Here is a 13,085-nt window from a genome sequence, read left to right on the forward strand (position 1 = left end):
ATGTAGTTTCTGTAGGTGTAGGGTAAGGAAGAGAGTATAATATATAAAGTATGGCAATCAGCGCATCAGCTACGCAAGAATTTGTTCCCATTCAAGAGGTCCGTGATGGCATTATCGTCATGCGTGACGGTACAGTACGCGCTATCTTACTCGCTTCTTCAATTAACTTTGACCTTAAGTCTGCAGATGAGCAACGCTCCATCCTCATGCAGTTTCAGAACTTCTTAAACTCTTTGGACTTCTCCATCCAGATCTTTGTACAATCACGAAGACTCGATATACGGCCATACATAGCCCTTCTTGAAGACCGCCTTAAGGATCAAACAAATGATTTAATGCGCATCCAAGTAAAGGAGTACATTGAATTCGTAAAGAAGTTTACGGAAGCAACAAATATTATGACCAAAAACTTCTTCGTTGTGGTCTCATACGCACCCTCAATGATCGATACATCAAAAAAGGGAAGTATCTTAGGGTCATTGTTTGGAAAAAAGAGCACAGTAAAGACTGTTGGTAACACTCAATTTGAAGAAACACGCAGCCAACTTGAAGAACGTATGGCTGTTGTTGAGCAAGGACTCGTGCGAACAGGTGTACGAATGGCGCGATTAGGAACAGAGGAGGTAGTTGAGTTATTTTATAAGATTTTCAATCCAGGCGAGACTGAAAAGCCAATGATGCCAACTGGCGGAGAGATAGCATAATATATTCATATGGCACTATTTGGACTAGGAAAAAATAAAGAGGAGCGAACACCGGAATCAATCCTTCCGCAACAGATTTATGAGGCTGGAGTATTGGAGTTACAAGACATAATTGCTCCGTCAGCGTTAAAAGTTACACCAAAGAGCTTGTCTTTGGGGGAGAAAATTGCTCGAACATTCTTCGTCATCTCATACCCAAGATATCTTACTGAAAGCTGGTTCTCTCCAATCATCAACCTCGACAAAGTATTTGATGTTTCTATTTTCATTCACCCAATAAACACAGCTGACGTTCTTAAAAAGTTCCAGAAAAAAGTTGCTGAGGTACAGAGTCAGATCTCTGCCAGGGAAGACAAAGGTCTCGTACGTGATCCAAAACTAGATATTGCATACCAAGACCTCGAATCTCTCCGAGATAATTTGATGCAGGCACAGGAAAAGCTATTTGATGTTGGATTATATATTTCTATCTACGGAGAAACAGAAGACGAGCTCGACAAAATCGAAACTGAAATCCGTGGAATTCTTGAATCAAAACTAATCTACGTAAAGCCTGCGCTCTTCCAGCAACAGCAAGGATTCGAATCGGTAATTCCACTTCAAAACGATCTCCTAGAAGTTCATTCTAAGCTTAATTCCAGCCCTCTTTCGAGCATTTTCCCCTTTGTGTCCTTTGACCTTACATCTGATAAGGGAATTCTCTATGGAATTAACAGGCACAACTCAAGTCTTGTGCTCTTTGATCGATTCTCACTTGAAAACTACAACTCAATCACATTCGCAAAGTCTGGTTCTGGTAAGTCATATGCAACAAAACTAGAAATCTTGCGTTCTCTTATGTTTGATACTGACGTAATCGTCATCGACCCAGAAAGAGAGTACGAGTACATGGCCCAGGCAACAGGAGGAAGGTATTTTAATATCTCACTTAACTCCGACAACCACATCAACCCATTTGATCTTCCAATTCCAAGTGAAGACGAGCCTGCTGCAAGCGTACTTCGTTCACAGATCATTAATCTTGTAGGCCTCTTCCGCATCATGCTTGGAGGACTAACACCTGAAGAAGATGCGATCATTGACCGAGCTATTACAGAAACATATGCACTCAAGGACATCACACCTGATTCAGATTTCTCATCTGTAGAAGCACCGCTTCTTTCTGACTTCGAACTAGTACTAGCTGGAATGGAAGGAGGGGAGTCACTTGCACAACGCCTTTCAAAATATACCCGTGGTACATGGGCAGGCTTTATCAACCGACCATCTAACGTTGATATCAATAAGAAGTTTGTAGTCTTCTCACTTCGAGACATGGAAGAGGAGTTGAAGCCGGTAGCAATGTACATTGTTACTCACTACATCTGGAATGCTATTCGACGAAACCTTAAACGCCGTCTTCTTGTAATTGACGAGGCATGGTGGATGATGCGATCAGAAGACACTGCTTCATTCTTGCTCGGACTTGCAAAGCGAGGACGAAAATACTTTCTTGGAATCGCAACAATCACCCAAGACGTAGATGACTTCTTGAAGTCCCCTTATGGAACCCCAATTATCACCAACTCGTCTATCCAGGTACTTCTAAAACAGTCACCAACCTCAATTGATCGCCTTCAAGAGGTGTTTCATCTTACAGACGAAGAAAAGTTCCTGTTGCTTGAATCAGGAGTAGGGGAGGGTATCTTCTTTGCAGGCTTAAAACACGTTGCTATCAAGGTTATTGCGTCTTACACCGAAGATCAAATCATTACTTCTGACCCATCTCAGCTTTTGGCAATCAAGAAAGCTAGACAAGATCTAGAAGCGAGCGAGAATACTAAGTAATGAATACGGAGGTTCATAAAATCAGCATAGTAGAGGCAATACTTGCCATACTGTTTACACTTCTTATTGATGCACTGCAGATAGTGCTCACGTTTTTCGTTGTTGGGGTGTTTTTAGGGATAGTACTCGACGTAATCTACATTTTTATAATTGGTACGTGGTTATTTTTGGCAAACCACATAGGTAAAAAGTCTGCCTATGCGTTTGGTGTAGCACTTATTGTTGAAATAATCCCTGTAATTCAGGTTTTTCCAGCCTGGACACCTTTTATTCTCTACACTATTGGCCAATCTAGAGGCTGGAGAGCAGCAAAAGTATTTGATGCAGCGAGAAATACCGTAGCAAAAACAAGAGGTGGAAACATCGGCTCAGTAACACCACCAAGACCTCCACAGCTTCCTACACCTAAACCAATAAGTACTCCACGTACACCTATTCGAGAGATTAAAACTACAAATAATTCATTTACACCAACACAACAAAGAAACTCTATCCCCAAAGAAGAGCCTAAAAATCTTCTCAATCTGAGGGATCGGCAATATAATAAGGAGCAACCTCCTAATGTACTCGATCTTAAAAAAACACAATAAGAAAATATTTTCTTTTTTCCTTACTCTAGGAATCATACTTGTTGCACCAATAATATCTCTTGCACAATCAATGCCGAGTATTGGAGGATTAACTCCAAACGCAAACATTAACCTTACAGCAACCCCAGAGTTTCCACGAGCAGGGGAGCAGGTAACTATTGTTGCAGAAAGTTTTTACATGGACCTCGATCGTTCAGCGATCGGCTGGTATGTAAACGGCACCCGGGTTGCAGAAGGAACAGGGTTAAAACAATTTACCGTTGATGCTGGAGCACTTGGAGTTTCCAAAACAATTTCAATACTCGCAGTACAGGGAACAAAACGGGCAACGCAAAGCATTTTCATTAACCCAGCTGAAGTAGACATGCTCTGGGAAGCAAAGACATATACACCACCGTTTTATAAAGGAAAAGCACCATACACACCACAAGCCGATCTCCTTGTTCACGCTGTTGCAAATTTGAAAGGGTACTCAGGAACAAACATTGTGTATGAGTGGAAGAAAAACGGACAACAAATAGCAAGAGGCGCTGGATTAGATACACTCACTCTTTCAGGAGATGAATTAACTCAAAGTTTTATTCTCTCTGTACAAGCAGAATCATCTGACAAAAAGACACGTGCTTTTTCAAGTAAGACTTTCTCTCCAGTACTTGCCTCAATCGTGACCTATCAATACAGCCCAACTCAAGGAGTATTGTTTAATCGTGCTCTTGGAACAAACCCAACATTCCCTGAACAAGAATTTACAATTGCAGCGTTTCCATTTGGTTTCTCTACTCCAAACAGATATCTTTCACCAGCACCTATTGCGTGGACAATTAACGGAACAAAAGATTCACAGAGCACAGGCAAGCCTAACTTAACATTCAGAAAAGAAGGGGAGGGTAAAGCAAGTATCGGAGTCTTCGCTCAGTCGTCATCAAAAATTGCCCAGTTTGCTAACACTACATTACATGTACAACTCAATGATTAAATTTATTTATACGTTTGTTTTAACTGTAGGAGTATTTGGTGCACTAGCAATCACTGCGCACGCAACAGAAATAGAAATCAGCGACTATGTACCACTAGCAGGGAGTATCCCAGGTGTAACAGAATCAATTAGAGATAATAGTGAGCAAGGAATTGGTCCATACATCCAACAAATGTATACACTTATAATCTCACTATCGATTGTCTTGGCAGTAATTATGTTTATCTGGAACGGTTTTAAATACGCAACAAGTGACATTCTTCCAGTTAAATCAGATGCCAAAGAAGGATTAAAAAACGTTATTCTTGGGCTTTTACTTGTTCTTGGTGCTTACCTTATTCTTTTTACAATTGACCCATACCTAACACGATTTGAATTTGGAGCAGACCTTCCACCCGCACCAAACTCTACATCAACCGCACCCACTGATCCAACACAAGTTCCTGAGTGTGACACAGTTCGAGGATCAGCAATTCCAACCTCAGAGGGTGTATTTTTGAAAACTGGGTTACCATGTAAGGCCCCTGGAGGAAGTACAGCATTGAAATTTGAGTACAAAAAGGTTAGCAGCTACGAAATGTTACTTGCAACAGCGGCTCCTACAGCGGGGCAAGAATGGGTAACAGATAACGCTTGTGAGGCGCAGGTTGCGCAATGGAAAACAGAGCACCCAACAGGGGTTGCGATGTGTGCGTATAGGCAACAACTGTATGTTGCAAATGTATATTTCGATTTTAAAACTCAGAGTGGCAAGACAAGACAAGCCTGGTTTGTTGAAATACCATATAACGCACCGGGGGTTCCTAAAAATGTATGTGAATTTCGTGCAGGCGAATACACAAACCCAGGAACACTTCTTACGACTGCAAATAGAAAATTAGCTGATCAGGCAACTGCTCCAAATGATTTATATGGAATGGCAGAATTTGCAGGAGACCGAATTACTGAGATATCAAATATTCGATTCTTTGGATGCGAAGCTCTCGATGACTCATACCTACAAACAGGATTTTAAAACACTCACATGAAACGATTTATTATCTTATTTACAGTTCTCGTCATCGCAGCAATCGGTGCTGTTGGATATTTTATGTTCTTTGCAGACAAAGGAACACTCCAAGAAACATTCACTGACCTGAATCCCTTTAGCGATGGGGGAGGAGTGAACACAACACCCCAGTCACCACAAGGCCCTGCATTTCCAGGAGATGACAATAGTTTTTCTGACCCAAGTAAACCAATCACTCTCTTACAAGTATCAAAAGAAGCTGTTACTGGATACACATTCTTCACACGAACTGAAACTAAAGTGATTGATGATGAAAAAATAACTATCACCGAACCAGTAGTTAGGTACATGGACAGGGGAACAGGTCACATTTCAGACTACCTATTCACACAACGAACTGTTGAAAAGATTTCAAATACAACAATGCCGACACTTGATCACACATATTTCTATAAGAATGCATCTGAGTTTATTTCACAGAGATTAAACGAAACAGATATCATTGAAACAATAGGTGGAACAATTGCGTCTTCATCTGTTGATGCTATTTCACTTGAAAATCGACTTCTCCAAGCTATTCCAGCTCCTACCACTCGAAAATTATTCCTTTCACGTATTGATAGTGGTAAATACACAGCCCTTATCTCAGACCCAGATGGCAGCAAAGCAAAAGTATTATTCACATCACCCCTTACAGAGTGGTGGGCAGAGTGGATTAACGACACATCAATACTTCTTACATCAAAGCCAAGTGCTGGAACTGAAGGATCTTCATACATTATTAATACTCAAACAGGAGTTCGTCAGCCATCAATTACAAAGCAATTAGGGTTACTTGCTTCTGTAAACCCTGTTTCAGCCGTTGGAACAACTCTATACTCAAAAACAGTAGGGAATACCATTCAAACACTTATTCGATCAGGGAGTAGGGATTTTGCGCTAACCAGACCCACCCTTATTGATAAATGTGTATGGAAGAAGAACGGACTATCAATTCTTTGTGCACGACCAGGATGGATTCCATCTGCAAGTTACCCAGATGACTGGTTACTTGGAAAAGTAGCGTTCGTTGACTCTCATATCGATGAGATAGACGCGAAAACTGGCACCCTACTTAACAGCTGGAGTCTAGAACAGTCAGGTGTAGACATTGACGCTGTTAGATTACAACTATCTTCTAATGAAACCATGGTTGGTTTCATGAATAAAAATGATAATACCCTCTGGGTATTAAATATTAACTCTGCGGAGTAAACTTTTCTCTCTCTTTTCTAAGAAGAATTTCTTGGAAGATGTTAAATAGTGCTCCAACCGTCCAATAGAGACCAATTACAGAAGGGAGGTTAAGGGCAAAAATACCTGCCAATAGTGGGAAAACATATTTCATTTGAAAAGACATAGAGCGGGCGAGGTCATCCTGGAATGTCCGCTTAGCGCCATCTACTTTTGGCTTCTGTGGTTGTTTACGTTGTTGGAAATACGCAACAAAGTACTGTGAGACTCCTGCGAGTACTGCCATTGTGATACTTTTTGCAGTTAGATCAATGATTCCAAATAATGTGTGGTCATTAACTGGAGGAATAGGAACAAAACTATACAAAAGTGATGCGTTGATAGATGCTAATGCGCCACTTGAAAAAATGTAATAGAGAGAAATGATAATTGGAATCTGTAAGAGTAAGAATAGGATTCCTGAAAATGGATTAATATTTTTATCCTTATATAGAGCCATCATTCGGCGAGCCTGCTCTTCTTTATTATCTTTATATTTATTTCTAAGTTCAGCTAGTTCTGGCTGTAACTCTTGAATACGCATCTGAGAAAGAAGTGCCTTCTTTGAAAGAGGGTAGAGAATACCTCGAATAACCACCGTAAATAAAATAACTGCGAGACCTGCATCTACATACGGGATTGATAGGAATAATGCGAACGCGTTATAAAGGGGGATATAAAAAATCTGACGTAAAATTTCAAGCATTGGACAATTGTATAGGTGTATTAACTTAGAAACAAGAACACTTCATGTATCGCGTCACGTAATTCTAACGGCGTCGCTTGAATAATTTTCTTAGTACATACAAGCGCAATAGAAGCTTTAGGACGGATTTCAACATATTTAAGGTTATTATAGACTTTTCGACGAACAGTGTTTCTCTCTACGGCAGTGGGGAATACCTTTTTTGAGGTTAGAGTAGATAGTGAAAAACGAGAAGAGGGAGCGTAAGTGACTAAAAACAGCGGAAAATTCCGCTGTTTTCCTTCCTTAAAGAGGGTATCGAGCTCCTTAGTAGTAAGCCGCTCTGTCTTTGGAAGCATATATGGCTATACAGCAAGGCGCTTTCGACCTTTTCTCATACGTCGAATCAACACATTACGTCCAGTTTTTGACTTAGTTCGTACGAGGAACCCGTGAGTTGTCTTTCTCTTTCTTTTCTTTGGTTGGTAGGTTTGGGACATCGCGATACTTTTTAGCTAATTAACGATTAGTAAACATAGTATAAACATATATTTAAGAAAATTTCAAGTATCTTAAAATTTTTGCGGCATTATAATACACGTACACAAATTACTTTTTGATCATGATAGACAACAGTCAACTTTGGAATACCGTTTTGGAAAATCTGAAGTCTTCGATGTCTAAGCCATATTTCAGCATGTGGCTCAAAGATTCTTCTATAGTTAAGCAAGAAGAGGGAATAATCTCTGTTGGAGTACCAAGTGTATTTGCTCGCGAGTGGCTTTCAGAGAAATTTCATAAACAAATACTTAAAGCTCTCCGAGAGGTGAACGATAACATCCGTGGTATTGAGTATGTTATTACTGATGCACAGAAGAAAAAGATGCTCGAGAAACGAGCGCAAGCAGAACAACTACGGAGAGAGAGTGTAAAAGATCAACAAGGGAAGAGTAGGGAGTTACCGCTCGATGATTTATATGTAAACAAAGAAGATAACCTAAACCCTCGGTATACCTTCGATTCCTTTGTGGTTGGGCCGTTTAATGAGCTTGCTCATGCAGCGTCTCTTGCAGTTATTGCAAAACCAGGAGGAGCATATAACCCACTCTTTATCTATGGAGACACAGGTCGTGGAAAGACACACCTAATCCAAGCAGTAGGGAATAGACTTAAACAACTCTATCCTGGTAAAAAAATCTTTTATATAACATCAGAGAGATTTGCCAATGACTTTATTATGGCTGTACAAAACAACCGTAGTCAGCAATTTAAGGAGAAATATCGCTTCTATGACGTAATAATCATGGACGACGTGCAGTTCTTCTCAAATAAAGAAAAGAGTCAGGAGGAACTATTCCATTTGTTTAACCATTTCTACGACAATAATAAACAAATTATCTTTTCTTCAGATAAACACCCTCAATACATTCAAAACCTAGAGGAGCGTATTAAATCAAGATTCAATGCGGGAATGATAGTAGATATTCCTGCGCCTGATTTTGAGTCACGCTGTGCAATTTTACGTACTAAGTCACGTATTAATAACCTTGGACTCTCTGAAGAGGTTGTAGTGGAGTTAGCCAGGGTAGTAGAGGGGAATATCCGAGAACTTGAAGGTGCTCTTAACTCAATCATGATGCATACCCAACTTAAAGGTATACAAGTTGCTCCTCATGAAATTAAAAACATCATTAAAACAGCTTCTAAGCCTGCTGTTCAGAAAAACGTATCCATAAAAGACGTTATCCGTATCGTATCTCAATTCTACGACGTAGAAGAGAAGGATATTTTTGATAAATCACGAAAAAAGGAAGTAGTTAAGCCACGCCAGATGATTATGTATATCCTAAGAGAGGATTTTGATGTCTCATATCCATCAATAGGGGAGAAGTTAGGGGGTAGAGATCACACAACCGTCATTCACTCATGTGAAAAGATAAAAGAGGAGATTAAAACTAACCCTTCAGTTATTAGTGATATTGAACGTATCCGTTCCATCATTCAATATTAGTTGTGGAAAAGCATGTGGATAACACTGGGGATAACCTGTGTACCACCTTCGGATAATTTTTAAGATTTCTTTATTTTTAATTTAAGGAATTTTTTATCCCAATGTTATCCATACCTTATTAGGTAAAATTTACCTGTAATCCACAAGTTGTTCTTTTAGAATTTTACTTTTATAGGCCTCTATATGGCTATTTTTTAACCTTATCCACTTATCCCCAGTGTATATATCATCAACAAAAGGTATTTTCTTAAAAAAGAATTAATACATATATAGGATTGGGAATTTAAGACTTCGTACGTGAAATCGTTCAAAATGGTATAGTTCCCCTTATGGAAATAGAAGTGAACAAGGAGATATTCTTAAGTGCTATTCAGAAAGCTGAACGAGTCACTGGAAAAGGGTTATCTCTCCCAATACTCTCAGCAATCCTCTTTGAAACAATTGATGGTGGTCTTTGTGTAACTGCTACAAACAGTGAACTAGGTATCCAGTTATCTATCCCTGCAAAGGTAACTACCCCTGGAAAAGTAGCTGTCCCTGGAAATATTCTCTCAACATATATTTCATCTCTAGGAGGGGATAAGAAAATTACTATCACTCAGGTTGGTGGAACAATAAAGATTCAGAGTCAGAAAGCTGAAACTGCAATTAAATGCATGCCGTCAGATGATTTTCCATCAATCCCTAAACATGAAAATGGATCTTCTTTAAAGATTTCTCCAAAATATATTATTGAAGGAATTAAGTCAGTTATTTTCTGTGCATCTCAATCTTCTATAAAGCCTGAATTGGCCAGTGTGTACATCTATGGAGAAGGAGACATGACATTCGTCGCTACTGACTCATTCCGACTAGCAGAGAAGAAAATTGGGCTTTCAAAGCCTATACAGGATTGGTCTGTTCTTATTCCAGCGAAGAATGCGAACGAAATCATTAGAATCCTTGAAGATATTGAAGAAGATGTTGATATGAAAGTTGATACTCATCAAATTTCATTCACTAAGGAAGGGTTATATCTAACCTCTCGAGTGGTAAATGGATCATTTCCTGACTACCGACAAATTATTCCTAAGGAATCAAAAGTTAAGGTGTTAGCACTTAAGCAAGACATAATTAATGCATTTAGGTCTGTATCAATATTCTCTGATAAATTTTTTAAACTTACTTTTAATTTTGATCCACATGAAAAGAAGTTTTCTATTAAAACAAGTAACGCAGATGTAGGGGAGTCAGTTACAAATATTGAAGCATCTGTGTCTGGTGAACCAACAGAAATTAACTTTAATTTTAAATATATTAACGACGCGCTTCCTATTATTCCTTCATCAAGTATTGAACTATCACTCAGTCCACAAGGACGGCTTGTTATGAAGGGGAATTCTGAAAATTCCTTCCTCTATATCGTGATGCCAATGAATAGGTAGCACTCGGAAAAAGAAAAATGTAAAATAGGTGGGTATGAAAGGAATATCCGACTATTTCAAAAAATTTACCTTCATCCTCTCTAAGGATCAAGCAGTAAAAAATGTAGTATCAGAGACTATCCGAGGGATGTTTTTAATAGACTTGGAAAAAAAAGATTTTTATATTTCAAATGGAGTTTTAATTATTAAAACTCATCCAGTAATACGACAAAAAATTCTATCTAGAAAAAAAGCAGTTCTTGATGCACTTCGAGCGAAAGGAACAGATATTTGGAATATCTCCTAAGAGAAGCTATTAGTTTCTAGAGTTGGTACGACGATTGTTGTTTGTAGGCTCGTCTGGTTCAAATCTTGGAATTGGAACATAGAGTAAGGGAGGATTTTGGTTTGTAGATGTACTGTTTTGGTTTAGGTTTGTACCAGCCCATATTTGAACAGGGTATTCCCAATTGTAGTATTGAGAGTCAGCTGCAGGATTTTGTGGAGCAGGACCTAATGGATCATTTTTATCTACATAGTGGAGTATTTCGTGTATTTGGTATGAACCATTTTGTAGTGGTTGGATATTAGGATCCATATCAAAAATAGGAGCCTGGTTAGTTACAGGAACCATCCATTGTCCTGCAATGACAGGTTTGAGTTCTCCCGGGTCGGTCGGTATTGGTTTCTTAAATGGCTCGTCGGGAATTTTTTCAAACATCTTTTCCATGAATTCGTGCCACATTGGACTAATAACAGCACCAGCAACACGTTTACCAATAGGCTCATTGTTGTTATTTCCGGCCCAGACGCCCACTGCAAGGCTTGGTACGTATCCAACTGTCCAAACATCACGATAATCGTTTGTAGTACCTGTTTTTGCCGCTACACTGCGTCCTGGGAAATAAAGAGGGGAAGTGGGGCTAAATGATGGTAATCGTGCATTGTTATCACTTAAAATATCTGAAATTTTTAAAGCAATGTTTTCAGGAAGTACTCGTTTTTCTTCTAACTCATGCTCTTCAAGAGTATTTCCAAGTTTGTCTGTGATTTTTTGAATAGCAAATTTTTCATGTCGAACTCCTTCGTTTGCAAACACACTGTACCCACTTACAAGATCTAATAGAGTAACTTCACCACCTCCAAGTACTAAAGTTAATCCATAGTCGGCATTTTGACTGAGGGTGGTAAGTCCCATATCTCTAGCTACACGAATAGAATCCTTAATTCCAGCTAGGTATAGTGTTTTTACAGATACAACGTTTTTGGATTGTGCAAGACCACTACGAAGGGATATTGGTCCTTGGTATACAAGATCATAGTTTTCTGGAGAGTAACATGTTGCATTTGGAGTAGCTGGAACGCTTTGAGGGCTACAATTAGCAGAAAATTCTGTTGGTAGATCAAAAACTACAGTTTCTGGTTCGTATCCTTTAAGAAAAGCAGAAGCATAAATAAAAGGTTTAATGGTTGATCCAGGTTGTCGTTGTGCGGTGGTTATATTGAAGTTACCATCAATAGCAGGATCAAAATAATCTCGTGAACCAACCATAGATAAGATTGCCCCTGTCCGAGGATCGATTGCTATAAGACCGGAATTTTCAGCATTTACATTTTTGTCATTTTTTAATGCCCACTCTTTAACAATTCTTTCCGCTTCTTGCTGCATTTCATAATCAAGTGTTGTAACAACATTAAGTCCCATTGTTGCGAGTGCCTCTGCTCCATAAGTCTCTTCGAGTTGCTCTTTTACATACATCACAAAGTGAGGGGCTTTGATTGAAACATATTGTTGTGGGGAAAAGACAACCTCCTCTGCTTTTGCAGACTCAAATTCTTTTTCAGTAATCATTCCTAATTTTTTCATTTGAGAAAGTACAAGGTTTTTTCGAGAGTCCAAGTCTTCTTTGTGGTTTCCGTACGGAGAATAATATGTTGGGGCTTGGGGAAGGGCAGCGAGATATGCTGCTTCAGCTAATGAAACACTTAATGCAGTCTTTCCAAAAAAAGCCTGGCTCGCTTCCTCGATTCCGTAAATATTACTGCCGTATGGGTTTTCATTGAGATAGATGTTTAAAATCTCATCTTTAGACATGATTCTCTCGAGGTTTGGTGCAAGGAACCATTCTTTAACCTTTCGGGATATTTTCTTGTCTGTAGTGAGTAGTGCGTTTTTTACAACCTGTTGAGTGATTGTTGAACCTCCTTGTTCGTACCCAAGATTAATGATGTTTACAAATACAGCTCGGAGAATAGAAAGAGGTTCAATACCGTGGTGGTTATAGAAGTTCTCGTCTTCAATGGCGATAGTTGCATCTTTGACGAATTTTGAAATTTCTTCGTTTTTAACAACAGTTCGGCGGGTATTTTGGTTTAGATCGAATAGTACGATCTTTCCTGTGTTGTCGTAGATCTTTGTAGATACACCAATACGGCGTTCATTGAACGACTCAATATTGGGGAGGGTAAGGGTAGAAAGCCACAGGAAACATAGTCCTGCACCAATCGCCATAACAGAAAGTCCGATAAAAATCAGGTTTTTCCAGGAAACACGGCGAAGAAATCGCTTAGTGTTCCGCCAGGCTCCAATGTACCAAGGCCTATTCAC

12 protein-coding genes are annotated in these 13,085 nt (G+C 39.3%); 9 read left to right on the forward strand and 3 right to left on the reverse strand.

Annotated elements, in window-relative coordinates; genetic code table 11:
* Positions 1-50: 50 nt before the first annotated feature.
* Genes PLF31_02730 through PLF31_02755 form a run of 6 tightly spaced genes read left to right on the forward strand, consistent with a single transcriptional unit; the run spans position 51 to position 6,360 of the window.
* Positions 51-704, forward strand: coding sequence for a hypothetical protein (locus PLF31_02730; GenBank protein HRH26360.1), 654 nt, complete (start codon positions 51-53; stop codon positions 702-704).
* Between the two features lie 9 nt (positions 705-713).
* The gene (locus tag PLF31_02735) at positions 714-2,531 is read left to right on the forward strand and encodes a DUF87 domain-containing protein (protein HRH26361.1); all 1,818 of its coding nucleotides are present in this window, start codon (positions 714-716) and stop codon (positions 2,529-2,531) included.
* On the forward strand, positions 2,531-3,121 hold the full coding sequence (locus PLF31_02740; GenBank protein HRH26362.1) for a hypothetical protein: 591 nt from the start codon (positions 2,531-2,533) through the stop codon (positions 3,119-3,121). The genes PLF31_02735 and PLF31_02740 overlap by 1 nt, the downstream gene beginning before the upstream one ends.
* The gene (locus PLF31_02745; GenBank protein HRH26363.1) at positions 3,093-4,097 is read left to right on the forward strand and encodes a hypothetical protein; all 1,005 of its coding nucleotides are present in this window, start codon (positions 3,093-3,095) and stop codon (positions 4,095-4,097) included. Before PLF31_02740 ends, PLF31_02745 begins: the two co-directional genes overlap by 29 nt.
* Complete coding sequence (locus tag PLF31_02750; GenBank protein ID HRH26364.1) at positions 4,090-5,112, forward strand: hypothetical protein; 1,023 nt, start codon at positions 4,090-4,092, stop codon at positions 5,110-5,112. The genes PLF31_02745 and PLF31_02750 overlap by 8 nt, the downstream gene beginning before the upstream one ends.
* A gap of 9 nt (positions 5,113-5,121) precedes the next feature.
* Positions 5,122-6,360 (forward strand): hypothetical protein, encoded by a 1,239-nt coding sequence (locus PLF31_02755; GenBank protein ID HRH26365.1) that lies wholly within the window; start codon positions 5,122-5,124, stop codon positions 6,358-6,360.
* Here the strand turns inward: PLF31_02755 and PLF31_02760 are convergent.
* A complete protein-coding gene (locus tag PLF31_02760) occupies positions 6,344-7,084 on the reverse strand; it encodes a YidC/Oxa1 family membrane protein insertase (GenBank protein ID HRH26366.1) in 741 nt (246 codons plus the stop codon). The genes PLF31_02755 and PLF31_02760 overlap by 17 nt on opposite strands.
* Positions 7,085-7,428: 344 nt before the next feature.
* Positions 7,429-7,563 (reverse strand): 50S ribosomal protein L34, encoded by a 135-nt coding sequence (rpmH, locus tag PLF31_02765; protein ID HRH26367.1) that lies wholly within the window; start codon positions 7,561-7,563, stop codon positions 7,429-7,431.
* Between the two features lie 122 nt (positions 7,564-7,685).
* On the opposite strand from rpmH, the gene dnaA reads away from it, so the two are divergent.
* From dnaA to PLF31_02780, 3 genes are all read left to right on the forward strand, one after another.
* A complete protein-coding gene (dnaA, locus tag PLF31_02770; GenBank protein ID HRH26368.1) occupies positions 7,686-9,074 on the forward strand; it encodes a chromosomal replication initiator protein DnaA in 1,389 nt (462 codons plus the stop codon).
* A gap of 329 nt (positions 9,075-9,403) precedes the next feature.
* The gene (gene dnaN, locus PLF31_02775) at positions 9,404-10,498 is read left to right on the forward strand and encodes a DNA polymerase III subunit beta (protein ID HRH26369.1); all 1,095 of its coding nucleotides are present in this window, start codon (positions 9,404-9,406) and stop codon (positions 10,496-10,498) included.
* 34 nt (positions 10,499-10,532) lie between these two features.
* A complete protein-coding gene (locus PLF31_02780; protein ID HRH26370.1) occupies positions 10,533-10,784 on the forward strand; it encodes a hypothetical protein in 252 nt (83 codons plus the stop codon).
* A gap of 9 nt (positions 10,785-10,793) precedes the next feature.
* On the opposite strand, the gene PLF31_02785 is transcribed toward PLF31_02780, so the two are convergent.
* The gene (locus PLF31_02785; GenBank protein HRH26371.1) at positions 10,794-13,085 is read right to left on the reverse strand and encodes a transglycosylase domain-containing protein; all 2,292 of its coding nucleotides are present in this window, start codon (positions 13,083-13,085) and stop codon (positions 10,794-10,796) included.

The sequence above is a fragment of the Candidatus Paceibacterota bacterium genome (genome assembly GCA_035438625.1).
GTDB lineage: Bacteria > Patescibacteriota > Minisyncoccia > Phycocordibacterales > DAORIS01 > DAORIS01.